General features: G+C 66.8%; 21 protein-coding genes. 13 read left to right on the top strand and 8 right to left on the bottom strand.

Annotated features, from left to right (window positions below):
* The first annotated feature begins 2 nt into the window (after positions 1-2).
* From hpaE to AC3IMC_RS00530, 5 genes are read left to right on the top strand one after another with little or no spacing between them, the layout of a single operon-like run.
* A complete protein-coding gene (gene hpaE / locus AC3IMC_RS00550; RefSeq protein WP_490916455.1) occupies positions 3-1,514 on the top strand; it encodes a 5-carboxymethyl-2-hydroxymuconate semialdehyde dehydrogenase in 1,512 nt (503 codons plus the stop codon).
* A 35-nt stretch (positions 1,515-1,549) separates the two neighbouring features.
* The gene (gene hpaD / locus AC3IMC_RS00545) at positions 1,550-2,641 is read left to right on the top strand and encodes a 3,4-dihydroxyphenylacetate 2,3-dioxygenase (protein WP_490916454.1); all 1,092 of its coding nucleotides are present in this window, start codon (positions 1,550-1,552) and stop codon (positions 2,639-2,641) included.
* 2 nt (positions 2,642-2,643) lie between these two features.
* Positions 2,644-3,429 carry a 2-oxo-hept-4-ene-1,7-dioate hydratase gene (gene hpaH, locus AC3IMC_RS00540; protein WP_490916453.1) on the top strand — a complete coding sequence of 262 codons (786 nt, stop codon included), beginning with the start codon at positions 2,644-2,646 and terminating at the stop codon, positions 3,427-3,429.
* The gene (locus AC3IMC_RS00535) at positions 3,414-4,217 is read left to right on the top strand and encodes an HpcH/HpaI aldolase family protein (protein ID WP_490916451.1); all 804 of its coding nucleotides are present in this window, start codon (positions 3,414-3,416) and stop codon (positions 4,215-4,217) included. The genes hpaH and AC3IMC_RS00535 overlap by 16 nt, the downstream gene beginning before the upstream one ends.
* 20 nt (positions 4,218-4,237) lie before the next feature.
* Positions 4,238-5,740: an NAD-dependent succinate-semialdehyde dehydrogenase gene (locus AC3IMC_RS00530; protein WP_490916450.1), complete on the top strand. Its 1,503-nt coding sequence runs from the start codon at positions 4,238-4,240 to the stop codon at positions 5,738-5,740.
* A gap of 108 nt (positions 5,741-5,848) precedes the next feature.
* Here the strand turns inward: AC3IMC_RS00530 and AC3IMC_RS00525 are convergent, their stop codons facing one another.
* A complete protein-coding gene (locus AC3IMC_RS00525; protein ID WP_490916449.1) occupies positions 5,849-6,073 on the bottom strand; it encodes a hypothetical protein in 225 nt (74 codons plus the stop codon).
* A gap of 345 nt (positions 6,074-6,418) precedes the next feature.
* Here AC3IMC_RS00525 and AC3IMC_RS00520 point away from each other — a divergent pair, with 345 nt between their 5' ends.
* Positions 6,419-7,828, top strand: coding sequence for an aldehyde dehydrogenase family protein (locus tag AC3IMC_RS00520; RefSeq protein WP_490916448.1), 1,410 nt, complete (start codon positions 6,419-6,421; stop codon positions 7,826-7,828).
* Between the two features lie 39 nt (positions 7,829-7,867).
* Here the strand turns inward: AC3IMC_RS00520 and AC3IMC_RS00515 are convergent, their stop codons facing one another.
* The 7 genes from AC3IMC_RS00515 to AC3IMC_RS00485 form a co-directional block, all read right to left on the bottom strand.
* Positions 7,868-8,254, bottom strand: a complete 387-nt coding sequence (locus AC3IMC_RS00515; RefSeq protein ID WP_490916765.1) for a hypothetical protein — start codon at positions 8,252-8,254, stop codon at positions 7,868-7,870.
* 196 nt (positions 8,255-8,450) lie between these two features.
* A complete protein-coding gene (locus AC3IMC_RS00510; protein ID WP_221387433.1) occupies positions 8,451-8,876 on the bottom strand; it encodes a heat shock protein transcriptional repressor HspR in 426 nt (141 codons plus the stop codon).
* 15 nt (positions 8,877-8,891) lie between these two features.
* The gene (locus AC3IMC_RS00505; RefSeq protein WP_490916447.1) at positions 8,892-9,863 is read right to left on the bottom strand and encodes a DnaJ C-terminal domain-containing protein; all 972 of its coding nucleotides are present in this window, start codon (positions 9,861-9,863) and stop codon (positions 8,892-8,894) included.
* Positions 9,864-10,048: 185 nt separating this feature from the next.
* A complete protein-coding gene (locus tag AC3IMC_RS00500; RefSeq protein ID WP_490916446.1) occupies positions 10,049-10,765 on the bottom strand; it encodes a nucleotide exchange factor GrpE in 717 nt (238 codons plus the stop codon).
* A 2-nt stretch (positions 10,766-10,767) separates the two neighbouring features.
* Positions 10,768-12,639, bottom strand: a complete 1,872-nt coding sequence (dnaK, locus tag AC3IMC_RS00495; RefSeq protein WP_490916445.1) for a molecular chaperone DnaK — start codon at positions 12,637-12,639, stop codon at positions 10,768-10,770.
* A 239-nt stretch (positions 12,640-12,878) separates the two neighbouring features.
* On the bottom strand, positions 12,879-13,175 hold the full coding sequence (locus AC3IMC_RS00490) for a hypothetical protein (protein ID WP_490916444.1): 297 nt from the start codon (positions 13,173-13,175) through the stop codon (positions 12,879-12,881).
* Positions 13,176-13,223: 48 nt separating this feature from the next.
* A complete protein-coding gene (locus AC3IMC_RS00485) occupies positions 13,224-15,407 on the bottom strand; it encodes an MMPL family transporter (protein ID WP_490916443.1) in 2,184 nt (727 codons plus the stop codon).
* A gap of 186 nt (positions 15,408-15,593) precedes the next feature.
* Between AC3IMC_RS00485 and AC3IMC_RS00480 the strand changes: the two genes are divergently transcribed.
* The 7 genes from AC3IMC_RS00480 (at position 15,594) to AC3IMC_RS00450 (ending at position 22,313) form a co-directional block, all read left to right on the top strand.
* On the top strand, positions 15,594-16,100 hold the full coding sequence (locus tag AC3IMC_RS00480) for a MarR family winged helix-turn-helix transcriptional regulator (protein WP_490916442.1): 507 nt from the start codon (positions 15,594-15,596) through the stop codon (positions 16,098-16,100).
* Between the two features lie 26 nt (positions 16,101-16,126).
* Positions 16,127-16,945, top strand: coding sequence for a methyltransferase domain-containing protein (locus tag AC3IMC_RS00475; protein ID WP_490916441.1), 819 nt, complete (start codon positions 16,127-16,129; stop codon positions 16,943-16,945).
* 63 nt (positions 16,946-17,008) lie between these two features.
* Positions 17,009-17,461 (top strand): hypothetical protein, encoded by a 453-nt coding sequence (locus tag AC3IMC_RS00470; protein ID WP_490916440.1) that lies wholly within the window; start codon positions 17,009-17,011, stop codon positions 17,459-17,461.
* Positions 17,462-17,494: 33 nt separating this feature from the next.
* A complete protein-coding gene (locus tag AC3IMC_RS00465) occupies positions 17,495-18,118 on the top strand; it encodes a LysE family transporter (RefSeq protein WP_490916439.1) in 624 nt (207 codons plus the stop codon).
* Positions 18,119-18,262: 144 nt separating this feature from the next.
* Positions 18,263-18,802 (top strand): low molecular weight protein-tyrosine-phosphatase, encoded by a 540-nt coding sequence (locus tag AC3IMC_RS00460; protein WP_490916438.1) that lies wholly within the window; start codon positions 18,263-18,265, stop codon positions 18,800-18,802.
* A gap of 53 nt (positions 18,803-18,855) precedes the next feature.
* Positions 18,856-20,931, top strand: a complete 2,076-nt coding sequence (gene pabB / locus AC3IMC_RS00455; RefSeq protein WP_490916437.1) for an aminodeoxychorismate synthase component I — start codon at positions 18,856-18,858, stop codon at positions 20,929-20,931.
* Between the two features lie 107 nt (positions 20,932-21,038).
* Positions 21,039-22,313 (top strand): multidrug effflux MFS transporter, encoded by a 1,275-nt coding sequence (locus tag AC3IMC_RS00450; protein WP_490916436.1) that lies wholly within the window; start codon positions 21,039-21,041, stop codon positions 22,311-22,313.
* Positions 22,314-22,324: the final 11 nt, after the last annotated feature.

The raw sequence follows: 22,324 nt of genomic DNA, 5'->3' as shown, positions 1-22,324 counted from the left end.
CGATGACTGCCTCTGTAGAAACCGCCAAGCATTACATTCCCGAGGACTTGCCCACCCACATCCAGCACTACATCAACGGCCAGTTCGTTGACTCGGTGGGCGGGAAGACCTTCGACGTCCTGGACCCGGTGTCCAACCGCAACTACGCCACCGCCGCCGCCGGCCAGAAGGAGGACATCGACCTCGCCGTGGCTGCCGCCCGCGAAGCCTTCGTGAACGGCCCTTGGCCGAAGATGAAGCCGCGCGAGCGCGCCCGTGTCCTGAACCGGATCGCCGACGCCGTCGAGGCCCAGGAAGCCCGCCTGGCGGAACTGGAAACCTTCGACACCGGCCTGCCCATCACCCAGGCGAAGGGCCAGGCCCTCCGTGCGGCGGAGAACTTCCGCTTCTTCGCCGACCTGATCGTGGCCCAGTTCGACGACGCCATGAAAGTCCCCGGCTCGCAGATCAACTACGTGAACCGCAAGCCGATCGGCGTCGCGGGCCTCATCACCCCGTGGAATACCCCGTTCATGCTGGAGTCCTGGAAGCTCGCCCCGGCCCTGGCCACCGGCAACACCGTGGTCCTCAAACCCGCCGAGTTCACCCCGCTCTCCGCCTCCCTATGGGCCACCATCTTCAAGGACGCCGGCCTGCCCGACGGCGTGTTCAACCTGGTCAACGGACTGGGCGAGGAAGCCGGCGACGCGCTTGTCAAGCACCCGGACGTTCCGCTGATCTCCTTCACCGGCGAGACCACCACGGGCCAGACGATCTTCCGCAACGCAGCCGCCAATCTCAAGGGCCTGTCCATGGAGCTCGGCGGCAAGTCCCCCTGCGTGGTCTTCGCGGATGCGGACCTGGACGCGGCCATCGACTCCGCCCTGTTCGGCGTCTTCTCCCTCAACGGCGAACGCTGCACCGCCGGCTCCCGCATCCTCGTCGAGCGCGCCATTTACGACGAGTTCTGCGAAAAGTACGCCGCCCGCGCCAGGAACATCGTCGTCGGTGACCCGCACGATCCCAAGACCCAGGTGGGTGCCCTGGTCCACCCGGAGCACTACGAGAAAGTGGCCTCCTACGTGGAGATCGGCAAGTCCGAAGGCCGGCTCCTGGCCGGGGGCGGCCGCCCCGACCACCTGCCCGAAGGCAATTACATCGCTCCCACGGTGTTTGCCGACGTCGCCCCTGACGCCCGGATCTTCCAGGAGGAAATCTTCGGACCCGTCGTGGCCATCACCCCGTTCGAGAACGACGACGAGGCCCTCGCCCTGGCCAACAACACCAAGTACGGCCTCGCCGCCTACATCTGGACGCAGAACCTCACCCGGGCCCACAACTTCTCGCAGAACGTCGAAGCCGGGATGGTCTGGCTGAACAGCCACAACGTCCGCGACCTGCGCACTCCCTTCGGAGGCGTCAAGGCCTCGGGCCTGGGCCATGAGGGCGGCTACCGCTCGATCGACTTCTACACCGACCAGCAGGCTGTGCACATCACGCTCGGCCCTGTTCATACTCCAAAATTCGGCGCCTAAGCGCTCCTACCCCCTTTCAAAGAAGAGAGAATCCAATGACCAACTTCGTTCCCACCCCCACCGTCCCTGCTCCGGACATCGTCCGCTGCGCCTACATGGAAATCGTGGTCACCGACCTCGCCAAGTCCCGTGAGTTCTACGTCGATGTCCTGGGCCTGCACGTCACCGAGGAAGACGAGAACGCGATCTACCTGCGCTCCCTCGAGGAGTTCATCCACCACAACCTGGTCCTGCGCAAGGGCCCTGTTGCCGCCGTCGCCGCCTTCGCCTACCGGGTGAAGTCCCCCGCCGAGGTGGACGCCGCCGAGGCCTACTACAAGGAGCTCGGCTGCCGGGTGGAGCGCCGCAAGGAGGGCTTCACCAAGGGCGTCGGCGACTCCGTGCGCGTGGAGGACCCGCTGGGCTTCCCCTACGAGTTCTTCTACGACGTGGAGCACGTGGAGCGCCTCACCCAGCGCTACGACCTCTACTCCGCCGGTGAACTGGTCCGACTGGACCACTTTAACCAGGTCACCCCCGATGTCCCCAAGGGCCGCAAGTACCTGGAAGACCTCGGCTTCCGCGTCTCCGAGGACATCAAGGATTCCGACGGCGTCACGTACGCCGCGTGGATGCACCGCAAGCAGACCGTGCACGACACCGCCCTGACCGGCGGCAACGGCCCGCGCATGCACCACGTCGCGTTCGCCACCCACGAGAAGCACAACATCATCCAGATCTGCGACAAGATGGGCGCCCTGCGCATCAGCGACCGGATCGAACGCGGCCCCGGCCGGCACGGCGTGTCCAACGCGTTCTACCTCTACATCCTGGACCCGGACGGCCACCGCATCGAGATCTACACCCAGGACTACTACACCGGCGACCCGGACAACCCCACCATCACCTGGGACGTCCACGACAACCAGCGCCGCGACTGGTGGGGCAACCCGGTGGTCCCGTCCTGGTACACCGAAGCCTCCCTGGTCCTGGACCTGGACGGCAACCCCCAGCCCGTCGTGGTCCGCGAGGAAAAGTCCGAGATGGCAGTGACCGTGGGCGCCGACGGCTTCTCCTACACCCGGAAGCCGGGCGAAGGGCCGGATGTCGCCGACCGGACCGGCTTCAAGCTGGGGGTCCAGGTCTAGCCATGCTGGAGCCGAAGACGATTGAGGCCATCGCGGACGAGCTGGTGGAAGCCGGCCGGACCCGCACCCCTGTCCCCCGCCTGACGGCCCGCTACCCGGACATGACCGTGGAGGACTCCTACGCAGTGCAGCAGCTCTGGCGGCGCCGGAACGAGGAAGCCGGCCGGACGCTGGTGGGGCGCAAGATCGGCCTCACGTCCAAGGCCATGCAGGCCGCCACCGGCATCACCGAACCGGACTACGGTGCCATTTTCGATGACATGGTCCTCGAAACCGGCTGCTCCGTGGAATGGGACAGGTACACCCACCCGCGGGTGGAGGTGGAACTCGCGTTCGTGCTGAAGGACGGGCTGAAGGGACCCGGAGTGACCATCTTCGATGTCCTGAAAGCCACCGACTACGTGGTTCCGGCCCTTGAGATCCTGGATTCCCGGATCGAGATGGAGGGCCGGACCATCGTGGACACCATCTCCGACAACGCAGCCATGGGCGCCATGGTGGTCGGCGGCAATCCGGTGAAACCCGACGCCGTGGACCTGCGCTGGGTCTCCGCCATCCTCTACAAGAACCAGACCGTGGAGGAAACCGGCGTGGCCGCCGGCGTCCTGGACCACCCGGCCAACGGCGTCCACTGGCTGGCCAACAAGATCGCCGCCCATGGGGACGCCTTGAAGGCCGGGGACATTATCCTCGCGGGCTCCTTCACCCGGCCCCTGTGGGTCTACAAGGGCGACACCGTCCACGCCGACTACGGCCCGTTGGGGAGCGTGACATGCCGTTTCGAATAGAGGACACCTTCCGGTCGGCGCTCCAGGAGGCCGCCCGGCCGCTGGCCGGCATGTGGGTGTGCTCCGGAAGCCCGCTGATCGCCGAACTCTGCGCCGGATCCGGCCTGGACTGGCTGCTGGTGGACGCCGAACACAGCCCGAACGGGCTCGAGTCCATCCTGGCCCAGCTCCAGGCCATCCACGGCTACCCGGTCCACACCCTGGTCCGTCCGCCCGTCAACGACACCGTGGTGATCAAGCAGTACCTGGACCTGGGCGTGCAAAACCTGCTGATCCCCATGGTCAATTCGGTGGCGGAGGCTGAAGCAGCGGTGGCCGCCACCCGGTATCCGCCGCAGGGCGTCCGCGGGGTCGGGTCCGCCCTTGCCCGCGCCGCGCGCTGGAACCGGGTCCCGGACTACCTGGCCCGCGCCAACGAGACCATCAGCGTCACGGTCCAGATCGAGTCCACCGCCGCCGTCGAAGCGATGGAGGACATCCTCAAGGTTGACGGCGTGGATGCCGTCTTCGTCGGCCCGTCCGACCTCGCCGCTTCCATGGGCCTGCTGGGCCAGCAGGAACATCCAGAGGTGCGTGCCGCCGTCGAGCACTGCCTCTCCGCCGCCAAAGCGGCCGGCAAGCCGGCAGGTGTTAATGCCTTCAACCCGGACACCGCCCAGCACTACCTCGACCGTGGTGCCAACTTCATCCTGGTGGGCGCCGACGTCGCCCTCCTGGCCCGCGGCTCCGAAGCCCTCGCGGCCCGGTTCGTGAAGCCAACGGACGGCGAAACCCGCGCCAGCTACTGATCAACTTTTAGGACTTCCTGATGACCATTTCCGAGCTATCCCCTGCCCTCACGCCGGAACGCGAGGCTTCGCTGCTCGCCTCGGTGCCCACCGGCCTATTGATCGGAGGTGAGTGGCGGGACGCGTCCGACGGCGGCACGTTCGATGTGAACGACCCCGCCACCGGGCAGGTCCTCGCCACCCTCGCCTCCGCCACCAGCAAGGACGCCATCGCCGCCCTGGATGCCGCCGACGCCGCCCAGGCCGCCTGGGCCCGTACCGCGCCCAGGACCCGGTCCGAGATCCTCCGCCGCGCCTTCGACCTGGTGACCGAACGCGCCGACGACTTCTCCCTGCTCATGACCCTGGAAATGGGCAAACCCCTGGCCGAGGCCCGCGGCGAGGTGACCTACGGCGCGGAGTTCCTGCGCTGGTTCGCCGAGGAAACCGTCCGCGACTACGGCCGCTACCTCACCACCCCCGAAGGCAGGAACAAAATCCTGGTCCAGCACAAACCCGTCGGCCCCTGCCTGCTCATCACCCCCTGGAACTTCCCCCTCGCCATGGCCACCCGCAAGGTCGCACCCGCCGTCGCCGCCGGCTGCACCATGGTGCTCAAGCCCGCCAAACTCACGCCACTCACTGCCCAGTACTTCGCGCAGACCATGCTCGACGCCGGCCTGCCCGCCGGAGTCCTCAACGTCGTCGCGTCCTCATCGGCCTCGGGGATTTCCGGGCCGCTGCTGAAGGACTCCCGCCTCCGGAAGGTCTCCTTCACCGGTTCCACCCCGGTCGGCAAGCGGCTCATGGCCGACACCGCCCAGAACGTGCTCCGCACCTCAATGGAACTCGGCGGGAACGCACCGTTCATCGTCTTCGAGGACGCCGACCTCGATGCCGCCGTCGAAGGGGCCATGGCGGCGAAGATGCGGAACATGGGCGAGGCCTGCACCGCCGCCAACCGTTTCCTCGTCCACGAATCAGTCGCGCAGGAATTCACGCGGAAGTTTGCCGCGGCGATGGGTGCACTGACCACGGGCCGCGGCACCGATCCGGACACGAAAGTCGGGCCCCTCATTGATGGAGGCGCCCGGGATGACGTGCATGCCTTGGTCTCTGCAGCGGTCGAGGCTGGAGCCGTAGCGGTCACTGGCGGCGCCCCCGTGGACGGGCCCGGCTACTTCTACCAGCCCACCGTCCTCGCCAACGTCCCCAACGACGCCGCGATCCTGGGCCAGGAAATCTTCGGGCCCGTCGCCCCCGTTACCACCTTCACCACCGAAGAAGACGCCATCAAACTGGCCAACAGCACCGAGTACGGGCTGGCCTCCTACCTCTACAGCCGCGACTTCAACCGCCTCCTGCGCGTCGCGGAGCAGATCGAGTTCGGCATGGTCGGCTTCAACGCCGGTGTCATCTCCAACGCCGCAGCACCCTTCGGCGGGGTCAAACAGTCGGGCCTCGGCCGCGAAGGCGGCACCGAAGGCATCGCCGAATACACCACCACCCAATACATCGGCATCAACGACCCCTACGCCGGCTGACGGGGAAAGAAGCACGCACTGGCCCAGTTTTAGCCGCGGGGACCCCGGAAACCCGGGGTCCCGCCGTTTTAAGCCGCCCAAAAGTGGGCCAGTGCGGCACTGACGGGTTCAGCCGACCCGGGTGTAGCTGATTTCCGTCTCCCCTGCCGGGGCCGTGGACAGTGTCACGTACGTACCTTGGGCCTTGCTGGCATTCCCGGGAAGGGCTCCGGGCAGCGAGACGTAACTGCCCTCGAGGCGCGGCGGAACCTCCGGGGCTGCGGGCATGGAGACGTAGCTGCCTCCGCGGGGGATATAGGCGGCCTCTTCAGCGAGGTAGGACTGCAAAGTCATGATGTTTCTCCCTGCTTCTCGGAGTGGCGGCGGCCGAAGTCCCGCACCCATGCGGCCACGGAGCAGGACGGGGCCTGGTGCTGGCTGCTGGGTGTTTGCTGGTATCGGCTGCTTGGATCCGGGGAGGGATTCACCGGCAGTGCTCGAGAGCTCCGCCGGCCTGACGTCGATTGTAGGGCTTATTCTGACTGGTTCACAATAAGGTGGAGGATTATTAACGCCGTTCCCTCTCCGCCAACAGTCCTGCGCACAAAGACAAGAGCCCGGCCAAAGCCGTAAACCACACTGGGAGCAACCCGCTACGCCGACCGGCTGGCGCCCTTGCTACTCGAAGTGGAGTATCCCTTGGAAACCTACGATGCGCTCCTCGCGTCCATTGCCCCCACACCCGGCACCGGCCGGACCATCCTTGACCCGGCAACCGGCGAGGCCGTCGGCGAGGCACCGATCCACACCCTCGAATTCCTCGAGGAGTCCGTGGCCGCAGCCGTCGCCGCCCAGCCCGCCTGGGCAGCCTTGGGCCACGACGCCCGGTCCGCCGCGCTCCTGAAAGCAGCCGACGCCGTCGAACGCTCCGCCGAAGAACTGGCCCAGCTGCTCTCCCGCGAGCAGGGCAAACCGCTCAACGGACCCAACGCCCGCTTCGAAGTGGGCGCCTGCGTGGCCTGGCTCCGCGCCACCGCGGCCCTGCCGCTGGAACCGGAAACCATTGTGGACGATAGCGAGACCCGCGCCGAATTGCACTACCGCCCCATCGGCGTGGTGGGCGCGATTGGTCCGTGGAACTGGCCCATGATGATCGCCGTCTGGCAACTGGCCCCCGCCCTGCGGATGGGCAACGCCGTCGTCGTCAAGCCCTCCGGCAACACCCCCCTGTCCGTCCTGGCACTGGTCAAGGTCCTGAACGAGGAACTCCCCGAGGGCATTCTCGCGGTGGTCTCGTGCGGCCGCGAGGTGGGTGCCCGGCTCACCGACCACCCGGCGATCGGCAAGATCATGTTCACCGGTTCCACGGCCGGCGGCCGCGCCATCATCAAGTCCTCCGCGGACACCGTCAAGCGGCTCACGCTGGAACTGGGAGGCAACGATGCCGGCATCGTCCTGCCCGACGCCGACCCCAAAGCCATCGCGCAGGACATCTTCTGGGGCGCCTTCCTGAACACGGGCCAGACCTGCGCCGCCCTCAAGCGCCTCTACGTCTATGACGACATCTACGACGCCGTCTGCGAGGAACTCACCGCCGTGGCCAAAGCGATGCCCATGGGCAACGGCCTGGACGAGAACAACGTCCTTGGCCCGCTGCAGAACAAGGCACAGTACGACGTCGTGGCGAACCTCGTGGAGGCAGCGAAGGCTTCCGGAGCGCGCGTCCTCCTCGGCGGAAACCCCGACACCAGCCAGCCCGGCTACTTCTACCCGACCACATTGGTGGCCGACATCGACAACGACAACCCGCTGGTGGCCGAGGAACAGTTCGGCCCGGCCCTGCCGATCATCCGGTACAGCACCATTGACGAGGCCGTGGAGAAGGCGAACGGGCTCGACGTCGGCCTGGGCGCCTCCGTCTGGTCCCCCGACCTGGCGGCCGCCCGCGAGGTCGCCGCACGGATCCAGGCCGGCACAGTGTGGATCAACCGGCACGGCGCCGTCGATCCCCGCATCCCCTTCGGCGGAGCCAAGCAGTCCGGCTACGGCGTCGAGTTCGGCGTCGAGGGCCTGAAGGCGCTCGGCGTGCCGCAGGTCATCAACGGCTGACCTGCCGTCGCAAGGCGGCTCCTGCCGTCCGGGCCGCCGCTACCCCATGGCCGGGGCGGCGGCGGTCCGGCCGGAGAACTGCCGGCGGGCCCAGCGCGCGAGCTTCTTGCCCTTGCCCTTCCACCAGTTGTCCTCATCCTGGTCGTGGTGGAAGCGGAACACGATGGCGACCAGCACGAACATCCCCATCACCACGTCGATCCAGGAAGAGACCACCACGGCGATGAAGACCGTCAGCATGTTGGCCATAATGGACGGGATGGCCAGGGTGCGGAACACGGTGCTGGCCACGTAACGGCGGTGCGACCGCGGGACGGACAACTCCCGCACCATGTCGAAGCAGACGCACACCACCACGACGGTCTGCCCGATGGCCAGCAGGACCTGGCCTGGAATTGAGCCGCTGAACGCGGCCACCGCTTCCATCCCCGGGCTCATGGCCGGCCCTTGGGATGAAGACTTTTGCTGAGAACCTTAAACACGGAAGAACCCCCAGAACTTGTGGAACCACCGCCGCTGATCCGGCGATGGTTCCATTCAAGTTTTGGGGGCCTCTTCGGTCACGAGTAGTGGGTACTCGGTTTTTCCCGGGACGGCGGGGGCACTACTTACTCGTTCGTGCCTACTGCCCGATGGCCCGCGGCCGCCACAGCACCACGGCCTGCGACCGCGGCCGTGGCCGCTGGCCCCGGGCCAGGCTCACCACGTCGCCGGCGGCGCCTGCCGCGAAGATGCGGGAATCGAACGCCTGCGGCCGGCGGCCCAGTTCCTCGGTCAGCTCGGCCACCCGGCTTTGGAGCGCGGCCACTTGGTTCTCGAGTTCCAGGATGCGCTTGATCCCCTCCAGCGACACGCCCTCCTGGGACAGCCGCTGCACTTCCCTCAGCATGTTCACGTCCCGCTGCGAATAGCGCCGGGACTTCCCGGGGGCGCGGCTGGGCTTGACGATGCCCAGCCGGTCGTACTGCCGCAGCGTCTGCGGGTGCATGTCCGCCAGCTCAGCCGCCACGGAGATCACGAAGATCGGCTGGTCAGCATTGATGTCCACGGCTCACCTCCGCTCCTAGAGCCGGGCCTTGGCTGCCAGGCCCTCACGGACATCGGCCGACGACGTGGCCTCGGCAAAGGCCTTCACTGCGGCTTCGGCGTCCTTGTTGAGGTTCTTGGGAACCGCGACGTCGATGGTCACCAGAAGGTCACCGGTTGCCTTGGACGTCTTCACGCCCTTGCCCTTGACCCGCAGGGTGCGGCCCGACGGCGTGCCCGCCGGAACGCGGACCTTCACCTTGTCGCCGTCGATCGTTGGCACCTCGATGTCGGCGCCCAGGGCAGCCTCCGGGAAGGTGACCGGAACGTGGATGCGCAGGTTGTCGCCGTCGCGCGTGTAGAACGCGTGCGGCTGGACGGAGACGGACACCACCAGGTCGCCGTTGCCGGCAGCACCGGGCTGGCCCTTGCCGCGGACGCGGACCTTCTGTCCGTCCTTGATGCCGGCCGGAACCCGGACATCGATGACCTCGCCGTTCGGTTCCCGCAGGCCGATGGTGGTTCCACGAATGGACCCGGCGAAGGAGATGCTCGTGGAGGCGGTGCGGTCGGCGCCCTTCTGCGGGGTGCGCTGGAATCCGGGGGCCCCACCGAAGCCGCCGAAGAGGTCCGCGAACTCAGGCGGAATACCGCCGCCCGCGGGGTTGAAGCCGCCGGCATGGCGTCCGGTGTTGCCTGTGAACAGGCCACCGAACATGTCCTCGAACCCGCCGTTTCCGCCGCCGGGACCGCCGGGGGCGAACCGGGCACCGCTGCCCATGGCCCGGATGGCATCGTACTGCTGGCGCTCGTCTGGATCCGAGAGCACCGAATAGGCCTCGGAGATGTCCTTGAACTTCTTCTCGGAAGCAGCGTTCCCCGGGTTGGTGTCAGGGTGGTGCTGCCGCGCAAGCTTCCGGTAGGCCTTCTTGATGTCGGCATCGGAAGCGTCCTTGGCAACACCAAGGATCTTGTAAAAGTCCTTGTCCACCCAATCCTGGCTAGCCAATGGCGTTTCCTTTCAGAGTTTCTAACTAACAGCTCTCCGCGGTACAGGGGCCCCGCCCCTACGCGTGGTGGCTTGGTCCTCACGGACCAAGCCACCACGCTCCGGCAGGCCCGATGCCACTCCCGGGGCCCCTGTACCGCTGCGAGCTTTGTGGTTACCTCACCTTAGGCGAGACGACCGCCGGACTAAGCCGGAACAGCCACGATGACCTGGGCTGCGCGGAGGACGCGTTCTCCTGACTTGTAGCCGGAGCGGAGGACCTGGCTGACGGTGTCAACCTCGATGTCCTCGCCGGGCTGCTGGATCAGGGCCTCGTGGATCGTGGGATCGAACTCGACGCCTGTCTCGTTGATCCGGACCAGGCCGTAGGTCTTCAGCGCGTTCTCCAGCTTGGTGGCGATCGCGGCGAAGGGACCGTCGGTGAGGTCACCGTGCTGCCGGGCGGCGTCGACGTCATCCAGGACCGGAAGCAGGGAGTTCAGGACGCCGATGACGGCCATCTCCCCTGCCACGGCGCGGTCGCGTTCCACACGCTTGCGGTAGTTGACGTACTCGGCCTGGAGGCGGAGCAGGTCGTTGCGCAGTTCGGCTGCTTCGGCGTTGCCGGCAGATCCTGCCGGAGCCCCCTGGGCCACGGATTTCTCGGCCGGCACGTCCATGCCGTTGAGGATCTCCTCGGCCTGGGCAAGCGCATCGCCGTCGGAATCCGCTGCTTCTGCCTGGGAACCGGCCCCGGGTGCAGTATTTCCGCCGTCAGCGCGGCTGCCCTCCGGGTGCCGGGCCTGCCCGGTCACCGGGTCGACCTTGCGGTGGTCCCGGATGACCGGCTCCTGGCCGTTGGCCTGCTCGTTCTGCCGGTTCGCGGCTGTGTTGTGCTCTTCCTCGTTACCGTGGTGCGGCATGGCTACTTCTTCGCTTCGTCTTCGTCGATGATCTCGGCGTCGACGATGTCTTCGTCAGCCTTGCTGCCTGCGGAACCGCCTGCGGCGCCTTCAGCACCGGCAGCGCCTGCGCCGTCCGGCGAACCGGCCTGGGCGTAGATGGCTTCGCCGAGCTTGGTCTGGGAAGCCTGCAGCTTCTCGAACGCGGACTTCACAGCGGCGTCATCGGTGCCTTCGAGGGCCTTCTTGAGGTTGTCGACGTCGGCCTGGACCTCGGTCTTGACCTCTTCGGGCAGCTTGTCGGCGTTGTCGGCGATCAGCTTGTCCACGGAGTAGGCCAGCTGCTCGGCGGTGTTGCGGGTGTCGGTTGCCTCGCGGCGGGCCTTGTCCTCGGCTGCGTGCTCCTCGGCGTCACGGACCATGCGGTCGATGTCTTCCTTGGAGAGGCTGGAGCCACCCGTGATGGTCATGGACTGTTCCTTGCCGGTGCCCTTGTCCTTCGCGGAGACGTGGACGATGCCATTGGCGTCGATGTCGAAGGTGACCTCAACCTGGGGAACGCCGCGCGGTGCCGGAGCGATGCCGGTCAGTTCGAACGTGCCCAGCGGCTTGTTGTCGCGGGTGAACTCACGCTCGCCCTGGAAGACCTGGATGGCCACGGACGGCTGGTTGTCGTCAGCGGTGGTGAAGGTCTCGGACCGCTTGGTGGGGATGGCGGTGTTGCGCTCGATCAGGTGCGTCATCACGCCGCCCTTGGTTTCGATGCCGAGGGACAGCGGGGTGACGTCGATCAGCAGGACGTCCTTGCGCTCGCCCTTCAGCACGCCTGCCTGCAGGGCTGCGCCCACGGCAACAACCTCATCGGGGTTGACGCCCTTGTTGGGCTCCTTGCCACCGGCCAGTTCCTTTACCAGCTCGGACACAGCCGGCATACGGGTGGAGCCGCCCACCAGCACGATGTGGTTGATGTCGGAGAGCTTGATGCCGGCTTCCTTGATGACGTCGTGGAACGGCTTCTTGGTGCGCTCCAGCAGGTCCTTGGTGAGGTCCTGGAACTTGGCGCGGGTCAGCTGCTCGTCCAGGTGCACCGGGCCGTCGGGGGTGACGGAGAGGTACTGGAGGGAGACGTTGGTGCTGGAGGAGGAGGAGAGTTCCTTCTTGGCCTGCTCGGCAGCTTCGCGGAGGCGCTGCAGGGCGATCTTGTCCTTGGAGAGGTCGATGCCCTTGACCTTGAGCTGGTTCAGCAGGTAATCAACAACGCGCTGGTCCCAGTCGTCGCCGCCCAGGCGGTTGTCACCGGCGGTGGCGCGGACCTGGATGGTGGAGAAGTTGTCTTCGTCCTTGCCGACTTCCAGCAGGGAGACGTCGAACGTACCGCCACCGAGGTCGAAGACCAGGATGAGTTCGTCTTCCTTGCCCTTGTCCAGGCCGTAGGCGAGTGCTGCGGCGGTGGGCTCGTTGACGATGCGCAGGACGTTCAGGCCTGCGATTTCGCCGGCTTCCTTGGTGGCCTGGCGCTCGGCGTCGTTGAAGTAGGCCGGGACGGTGATGACCGCGTCGGTGACCTTTTCACCCAGGTAGGACTCGGCGTCGTTCTTCAACTTCATGAGGATACGCGCGGAGATTTCCTGCGGGGTGTACTTCTTGCCGTCGATGTCCACCTTCCAGTCGGTGCCCATGTGGCGCTTGACCGAAGCGATGGTGCGCTCGATGTTGTTGACGGCCTGGCGCTTGGCGATTTCGCCAACCAGGACCTCGCCGGACTTGGAGAATGCAACGACCGACGGCGTGGTGCGGCCACCCTCGGCGTTGGCAATAACGGTGGGCTCGCCACCTTCGAGAACGGAGACGACGGAGTTGGTGGTTCCGAGGTCGATACCTACTGCACGTGACATGTGTTGCTTCCTTCTTTCCTTGGAAACTGGTTGGCGCCCCGAGTAATTGAGCGTTCTGCACTCAACTTTACTCAGGGCGCCAATGATGTCAACCCAAAGTTGAGCGGAGGTGGCTCAACTTTGGGATGGTGCGGCAGGTCAAAGGGATGCCATCCCTTGCCGCTGCGCGGTTTTTGGACCATATGAAGCCACGACGGCGGCTGGCCCGTTCGCTCCTGGAGAACCTCTTGTGGGGCGTCCTACCTGCCGGTGTCCCGGTTGCCGTGGAGGGGACCGCGCTCCTCGGGGGTTGCCTGGACCTGCCCGTCGGTGAGCCCCTCCCGGATGGCACCCTCAGTCCGTTCGCCGCCCTCGGCACCCGCGTCCCCGTAATCACCCTCCGGGTATTCGCCTTCAGCCAGGTTGTCAGCGGGGACGTTGACGTGGCCGGCATCCCCGTAGTCGCCGTCAACGTACTGCCCGCCCTCACCCTCCATGCCCGGAGCGGCACCGTCCCTGCGGGGTTCTTCGGCTGCGGATTCAGGATATTCAGTCATGGTGATCTCTCCTTCGGGACTCCGCGTCCATGCGGGCGCACTGGCAGTCTACCGAGCGGGGATTTCGGCCAACAGGGGTTCTTCAGGTGCCGCATCCGGGGTCCGCCCCAGCTTGCCGGGCAACCAGATCCCGGGCCCGATGTCGTACGCCAGGGCCGGCACCAGCAGCGAGCGCACCAGCACGGTGTCCAGCAGCACGCCGAACGCCACGATGAACGCGAGCTGCACCAGGAACATGATGGGGATGACGCCCAGGGCGGCGAAGGGTGCGGCAAGCACCACGCCGGCCGAGGTGATCACACCGCCGGTGACGCTGAGCCCGCGGAGGATGCCGGGCCGTGTGCCGTGCTTGAGCGACTCCTCGCGCACCCGGCTCATCAGGAAGATGTTGTAGTCCACGCCCAGCGCCACCAGGAACACGAAGCCGAACAGCGGAACGGTGGCATCGGCGCCGGGGAAGCCGAAGAGGTTGTTGAACACGAGGGCCGAAACGCCGAGCGCGGCGCCGTAGGACACCACCACGGAGAGCACCAGCAGGACCGGGGCCACGACGGAGCGCAGCAGCAGCATCAGGATGAACAGGATCACCACGAGGACCACCGGGATGATGACCATCAGGTCGTGCTGGGCCGTCGTATTGGTGTCCAGCGCCGTGGCGGTCACACCACCCACCAGGGCGCCGGGGTCAACGGCTTTCACTTCCGCGCGCAGGGCCTTGATGGTCTCCTCGGCCTCCAGGGAGTCTGCCGCGTCGTTCAGGGTGGCATTAATGAGCACCTTCCCGTCCCGGACGTCCGGTGCGGTGGGGGCGCCCGGGGCTCCGGTGATGGGCACGCTGCCCTGGCCGAGCAGGTACGCCTCGCCCACGCCGTCGTCCGCTTTCACCCGGTCCAGCACCTCCGTTGCCTTGCCCTGGTCGGCAACCACGACGGCGGGGCTGCCGCTGCCGGCGTCGAAGTGGCGGGCCAGCGCGTCCTGGCCGTCCACGGCATTGGATGCGGTGAGGATGACGTCGGTTTGGGGCACGCCGTTGGCCTTGAGCTGGAGCAGGCCGCCGGCGGCTGCCACCAGCAGCAGGACCGAGGCGAGCCACACTGTCCGGGGCCGCCGGGCAACCAGGGAACCGGTGGCGCGCCAGAGGCCCTTTTGCCCTTCCAGGCCGGTGACCAGTTCGGGCTCGCGCTGGTCAGCCGGGACCAGCCTGGGACGGAACGGCCAGAAGGCTGCGCGGCCGAGCAGCGCCATCAGTGCGGGCAGCAGGGTGAGTGCGGCGAACAGCGCGCACAGGATGCCGGCGGCCGCGACGGGACCCAGGGCCTTGTTGGAATTGAGGTCCGAGAAGAGCAGGCACAGGAGCGCGATGATCACTGTGGCACCGGAGGCCAGGATGGGCTCGAAGGACGCTTTCCATGCAGTCAGGACGGCGGCCGTGCGGTTGGTCGTGTGGGTGAGGGCTTCACGGAAGCGCGCCACGAACAGCAGCGCGTAGTCCGTTGCCGCACCGATCACGAGGATTGAAAGGATGCCCTGGCTTTGGCCGTTCAGCTGGATCCAGCCGGCCTTGGCCATTCCGAAGACCAGCAGGATGGACGCGCAGAGGGCGAAAACGGATGTCAGCAGCACCATGATGGGCAGCAGCAGGGACCGGTAGACGACCAGGAGGATCACGAACACCGCGGACAGGGCCACGAGCAGGAGGATGCCGTCGATGCCGCCGAAGGCGGACGTGAGGTCGGCGGCGAGGCCAGCCGGGCCGGTGACGAAGGTTTGCGTGCCTTCCGGGGCTGCCTCGTTGACCGTGTCTCGGAGTTCCTTGACCGCGTCCTTGATCTCGTCGGAGGAGCCGACGGGGACCACGAACTGCACAGCCTTGGCGTCCTTCGACGGGATTGGGCCTATCACCGTACTGCCCAGCTTGAGGCCTTCAAGCTCGGATTTCAGGCTCGCCAGCTCCCCGAGCTGCGCTGGAGTGAAAACGTCGCTGTTCTCGATCACGATGACGCCCGGAACCTCGTCGGACTCACGGAACTTCGCCTGCCAGTCCTGCGCTTCCGTGGCCTCGGCGCTGGCGGGCAGGAAGGACGCCTGGTCGTTGGACGAAACTTCCTCGAGCCGGCCGAAGGTGGGGCCTCCGACACCGGCCAGCCCCAGCCAGATCAGCACCAGGACGGCGGGGACCAGCCAGCGCAGCAAGAAGGGAGCGCGTTCGTTGGCAGCTTTTATGCGATTCATGATGCCTTCCATCCGTAAGAACGCAGAGTAATATTTGTTCCATCATAGATTATCTCCATGGTGGAGATAAGTGGCTGCCAAGCTTTTTTTGATGTCGTCCTCTTGGAGGGCGGGGCTGCAGTAATATCCCTCAGGACGCCCGGAGCAATCCACGGGCAGGAACCGAGGAACCGCGGGGAGGTGGAAATGGCACGCGAAGAGTCAACGGACCCGGCAACTGCTTCGTCGGAAGCCGCCCCGGGAGGCCCGTCCCACCCGCTGCTCCGCCTCCTCCAGGAGTTCACCATGGAGGCCAACCGCTACGTTGATACCGCCGGCGGCCGGAAGGACATGCACCGCACGGACATGAACGCCCTGGCCGTCATCATGCGGCACACAGCCGCGGGCAGCGCCGTGACGCCTGGAGTACTCCGCAAGGAGCTGAACCTGAGCTCCCCCGCCACCACGGCCTTGATCGACCGCCTGGACAGCTCCGGGCACATCGTGCGGGAACGGAACAGTACGGACCGGCGCCAGGTCCAGCTGAAGATGACCCCGAAGGCGTTCCAGGAAGGCGGCGCGATCTTCGCCCCCTTGGCGCAGCACATGGGGAGCGCCATGGCCAATTTCTCCGAGCAGGAACTGGAAACCGTTACCCGGTTCATTACGGCAATGGTGGAAGCAACGGTGGCGGCAAGGACGGAATCCGAGTAGGTCCCGTGGGTAAGGGGTAGCGTTTGGTGAGCGCCGAGCAGCCTGAAGATGATGTCTACACGCATGGCCACCACGAATCCGTGGTCCGCGCCCATGCCGCCAGGACGGCCGAGAATTCCGCCGCGTTCGTCCTCCCCTACCTCACGGCCGGGTCCAGCCTGCTCGACGTCGGGTGCGGGCCCGGCAGCATTACCTGCGACTTTGCCGCCCTGGTCAGCCCCGGCAAGGTCACCGGGCTGGACCGCTCACCGGACATCATCGTCCAGGCGCAGGCGCTCGCCGTCGAGCGCGAGGTGGGCAACGTGGAATTCGTTGCCGGGAACATCTACGACCTCGACTTCGCGGACGAAACGTTCGACGTCGTCCATGCCCACCAGGTGCTCCAGCACCTGACGGACCCGGTCGAGGCGCTCCGGGAGATGCGGCGGGTAGCCAAGCCCGGCGGCATCGTCGCCGTCCGCGACGCCGACTTCCACGGCATGAGCTGGTACCCCGCCATCCCTGAGCTGGACGAGTGGATGGACCTGTACCAGCGGATCGCGCGGCGCAACGGAGCGGAGCCCGATGCCGGACGACGCCTGGTCAGTTGGGCCCAGGCCGCAGGTTTCACCGACGTTGCCCCCACCAGCAGCAACTGGCTTTACGCAACCGCCCAGCAGCGCCGCTGGCAGGCGCGGGTCTGGGGTGAACGGGTCCTGCATTCGGCGTTCGCCGAGCAGGCGCTGGAGTACGGTTTTGCCAACCCGGCCGACCTCGCCCGGATCTCCGCCGGCTGGCACCGCTGGGGATCCACCGACGACGGCTGGTTCCTGATCCCGAACGGCGAGGTCATCGCCAGGGCTTAGCCGTTGTCCACATAGGCGCGTATGACTGTTCCGATGTTTCGCCGCGCTCCTTAGCCTCGGAACATGATCATCCAAGCAGGCTTTGACCTCGAGTTCCTTGCCCGTCTGCTGATAGCCCCCGAGGGGGAAATCCTGCCCAGGCTCGTCCTGATCGAGCTCGACGCGGAGATGCAGTTTGCGGACATCGGGGTTGCCAGCTGCCAATTCGACGGAAGCCTCGAGCCCCATTTCGACACGATCCTGGAGCATCTGGACCCGGACACCACCCGGTACTTCGCCATCGCCCACGCCGGAGGGTGGGAGTGCACCGGTTCCGCCCATGCACGGGTGCTGGCGGAAGCTGATGCACTGCGGGACGTGGCCCTTGAGCGCGGATTCCTCATGATCGGCCATTTTGGCCTCGACGAGGACGGGTACCTCTCCAACGGTCCCCACTATTACTTTGACCGGTACCACCTGGGCCTGCCGTGCACCATGGATCACTGGGTGCACTCCAAGCATGGCAAATGTGGCTGAGGAAGGGCACAGGCAAGCCGGTAAGATTGTCAAGTGCAATTTTCCCTGTGGCTGGCGTTGGCCGGCGCCGGCGCCCTGATCAGCTTCACCCCCGGAGCCGGGGCCATCAACACCATGAGCAACTCGCTCAACGCCGGGTTCCGCCGGTCCATCTGGGGAATCCTGGGGCAACAGGCAGCACTGGTTGTGCACGTCCTGATCGTGGCACTGGGCGTAGGTGTCCTGGTGGCGAGCTCCCCTATGGCCTTCAATGTGATCCGGTATGCGGGAGCGGCTTACCTGGTCTACCTGGGCATCCGGCAGTTCCTGAGCAAACCCGCCGTGGAGCAGGAGCAGGCCGCGGCCCTGCGCAACGAACCCGCCTGGTCCATCTTCCGCCGCGGTTTTTGGGTGAACCTGTTGAACCCGAAGGCGATCGTCTTCTTCCTCGCCTTCACTCCTCAGTTCATCCGGCCCGAAGAATCCCTGTTCACGCAGTACGCCGTCCTCACGGCGACCATTGTGGTTATCGACATCCTGGTGATGTGGTTCTTCTTCGCGGCGGCAGCCAGGTCCTTCCACCGCTTTACCAGCACCGAACGGGGCCAGCTTGTCCTCAGCAGGGTCTTCGGCGCACTTTTTGTTGCGGTGGGGATCCTGCTGGCCCTGATTCACTAGAAGTACCGTCGATGACCCGTCGGGGAGCAACCGCACCAGCGTGGTAAGTACCCTTGTTATTCGAGGTCATGCATCTTTACAAAGATGTAAAACTTTATGAACCTCCGGCTAGCCAAGGGGGATTCCAGCGCGCATGCTTAGTTCATGAACTCAACGTCGAGCCCATACCGCGTCATCACCGTCTGCACGGGCAACATCTGCCGGTCCCCCATGGCGGAGCTGATGCTCGTCGCGGCGCTCGAACGCGAAGGGCTGGACGGTCTGGTGGCAGTCGATTCGGCCGGCACCACCGGCTACGAGGCCGGGAGGCCTATCGATCCCCGGGCGGCCCGCAGGCTCGCCGTCACCCAGCTGACATCCGAGCATCACATTGCGCGTGAATGGGAGCACGAATGGTTCCGCGAGCGCGACCTGATTCTGGCGCTGGATATCGACCATTACGCCTGGCTCAGCGAAGCTGCTCCTGACCAGGAGTCCCTCGACAAGATCCGCATGCTGCGCAGTTTCGATCCCGCCATGGCAGACAAAGACCGGCTGGACCAGGGCATCGAAGACCCTTGGTACGGCGGCCACTCGGACTTCGACGCCGTCTGGCACCAGATCCACGCCGCGCTGCCGGGGCTGGTCCGCCACATCAAGGCCGCAGTCCTGGAGAAATCGCAGCTCCAGCCCCAGGCGCTCTAGCCAGCGGAAAGCGCGGGTGAAAGCGTGCAGAGGAAACCGGTACGCTCTAGTCCATGAATCCAGCGCCCGTCATCATCGCCATCGACGGGCGCTCCGGCGCAGGTAAGACAACCCTCGCCATCGAACTCGCAGCCCGCCTCCGCGCGCACCACAAGGTCTCGCTGTTCCACCTCGAGGACATCTACCCGGGCTGGAACGGCCTGGCGGCCGGCGTCGAACGGTATGTTTCCACCGTCCTGAGGCCGCTCAGCCGGGGCGAGGCGGCCACCTGGACCAGCTGGGACTGGGAGAACCATTACGACGGCGATACGCGTGTGACGCTGCCCGCCGATATCGTGATCGTGGAGGGTGTGGGAGCCGCGGCGGAGGCGGCCCGGCCGCATCTGAGCGCCGTCGTCTGGGCTGAATCGCCCGACGAGGTCCGGCGCGTCCGCGCACTGGCCCGCGACGGCGAATCCTACGAGCCGTACTGGGACCAGTGGGCCGCGCAGGAGGAAGGGTGGCTGGGCCAGGACGACGTCCCCGGCCACGCCGACCTGCGGGTCCAGAACCTTGCTGACGGATCCGCGCCCGCCGACCTCCTGCGGCTCCTCCCCTACCTGCCCGCGCTGGCGCCCATCCTCGCGCCCGAACTGTCCGCCCGCCGGGGCCTCCGCCTCCGCGCTGAGCGCCTGGACGCAGCACCTGACGCCCCGGCGCTGTTCCGGTCCCTGTACGGCCGGTCGCGCAACGCGGTCTGGCTGGATTCCTCCAACGCCGGCGCCGCCCACCAGCAGGTCGGGCCGGACGGGGATGCCGCGGCCGCCGAGCGCAGCCGGTTCAGCATCATGGCGGACGACGGCGGCGTCTTCGGACAGTGCGTGACGCACCGAGCCGGCGAAAGCCTGGTCAGCGCGGGCTCGGCGACGGCGAAAGTCACCGGGCCTTTCTTCCGCTGGCTGGACACGGTGTGGGGCCGCCGGGCGGTCCGGACCCCGGAGGGCTACCCAAGCCAGTTCACCCTTGGCTGGCTTGGCTGCCTGGGCTACGAGCTCAAACGCGAGAGCGGCGGCAGCGACCTTTCCGCCCCCACCCCGGACGCCGCCCTGATCTTCGCCGGCCGGGCCGTCGTCCTGGACCATGCTGCAGGGGACACCTGGCTCCTGGCGTTGGAGGCGCCGGACGCCGAGGAGTGGCTCGGAGAAGCCAGAGCGGCGGTGGAGGCCGCAGCCGGCCCGGCCGCTGACGCCCGAGCCGGCGGCAGCACCGGCGTCGTGCGTACCCCCGCGCCGGCATTCCGCAGCCGGGACACCGGCGCAGGTTACCGGGAGAAGATCGCCGCCGCCCAGCACGAAATTTCGGAGGGCAACACCTACGAGGTCTGCCTGACCACCACGCTTGAGGCCCGCATTCCGGCGGACTCGCTCGACCCGTGGGCCACGTACCTGGCCCTGCGGCGCAGGAACCCCGCCCCGTTCGCCAGCTACCTGCGCCTGGGAAGCCTGACCGTGGCCAGCACCTCGCCTGAGCGGTTCCTGAAGATAGCGTCCGACGGCGGCATGCGCGCCGAGCCCATCAAGGGCACCCGCCGCCGGTCGGCCGACCCCGGCGAGGACGAACAGCTGCGCACCGACCTGGCGACGTCCCTGAAGGACCGCGCCGAAAACATCATGATCGTGGACCTGCTGCGCAACGATCTCAGCCACTTCGCGGTCCCGGGGTCGGTGACGGTGAGCCGGCTGTGCGCCATCGAGAGCTATGCCACCGTCCACCAGATGGTCAGCACCATCGATGCCCGCCTGCTGCCCGGTTCGCCGCGTGCCGAAGCGGTGGCAGCGTGTTTTCCGGCCGGCTCGATGACCGGGGCACCGAAGATCAGCACCATGGCCATCCTGGACCGGCTGGAAGCCGGACCCCGGGGAATCTACTCGGGCGCCATCGGCTACTTTTCGCTCAATGCGGCCACGGACCTCGCTGTGGCCATCCGGACGCTGGTGATCAACGCCGGCGGCGACGGAACCGCGGAACTCTCTCTCGGCGTCGGCGGCGCCATTACCGCCGATTCGGTCCCGGACGACGAGTACGAGGAAATCCGCACCAAGGCGTTCGGTGTGCTCTCCACCCTGGGCGCAACGTTCCCGCCGGAGTGACCAGGACGCTGGTTTAGGAAGTCCCCGCCCGGGGTAATCTTCTGACTTCTACCCGCTCAAGCCACGCGGCGGCCCCTCAGTGTTCCCACCAGAGTGAGGTTTGCCGCGTGACGGATTCCTGCCCGCCCCATGACACCGGCCAGCGGCCGCCGCGCAGCGTCAAGTACGTCCTGATGCTTGGCGCCCTGGCCGCCCTTCCCGCGGTCACCACCGACATGTACCTGCCCTCCCTGCCCGCCGTGGTGGCTGACCTCGACACCACCCAGGCGGCCGCCCAGCTCACGCTGTCCGGGACCCTCCTCGGCGGCGGGATCGGCCAGCTGGTGATCGGCCCCTTTTCCGACAGGTTCGGACGGCGGTTGCCGCTGTTCATCGGCATCGCCCTGCACGTGGCCATCTCACTGTTGTGTTCCGTAACGCCGAACATTGAAACGCTGACGGTCCTGCGTGTGCTGCAGGGTTTCTTCAACGCGGCCGCGGCCGTCGTGGCACTGGCCGTCATCCGTGACCGTTTCACCGGTTCCGCTGCTGCCCGGCTGCTGTCCCGGCTGATGTTGGTGGTCGGCGTTGCACCGCTCTTCGCCCCCACGGTGGGACAGGCGGTCGCCGGGTTCTGGAACTGGCGTGCCGTCTTCTATGTGCTGGCGCTTATCGGGCTGGTCCTCGTGGCGGTCGTCTGGAAGTTCATGCCCGAGACCCTCCCGGCCGACAGGCGCTCTCCTGGCCGACCCCGGCACGTGGCCGGCGCGTACTGGTCCCTGCTGCGGGACAGGCACTTCATGGCCCTGGCCATCATCCCCGGGCTCGGGCTGGCCCTGATCATGAGCTACGTTGTGGGTTCGCCGTTCGTCTTCCAAAACGAGTACGGCTTCACCGGGCAGCAGTTTGCCCTCGCCTTCGCCCTGAACGGTGCGGCGCTGGTACTCTCGGCGCAGCTTAACGCGGCGTTGGTGCGGAAGTTCCCGCCGGTGCGCCTCCTGCGGACCGCCCTCCTGGTCCAGCTGGGCTTTGCCCTGCTGCTGCTGGCCGTGGTGGCCACGGGCGCGGGCGGCGCCTTCGGCCTGATGGCAGGCCTGTGGCTTGTTCTGGCCGCCCAGGGCATGATCCCGGCAAACGCCTCGGTGTTGGCCCTCCACAACTACGGACACATGGCGGGGACGGCGGCGGCGGTCATCGGAGCCCTGCAGTCGGGCGTGGCGGGGCTGGTCAGCCCGCTGGTGGGGCTGCTGGGAGGACACGCGCTTTCCATGGCCGGGGTGATGATCGGCTGTTGCGCGCTGGCCGTGACCGCCCTCGCGGCCGGAACTCCCGCCTACCGGAAGGGCGGCTGGACGGAGTACGTGGAGCGCGACGACGACCGCCGCGTGGGTGCCGACGGCTAGGTCCGCCGGGG

It is taken from the genome of Arthrobacter sp. E70, from assembly GCF_058266945.1.
Note: the sequence above shows the minus strand (reverse complement) of the source record. Positions and strands in the feature narration are given on the sequence as shown.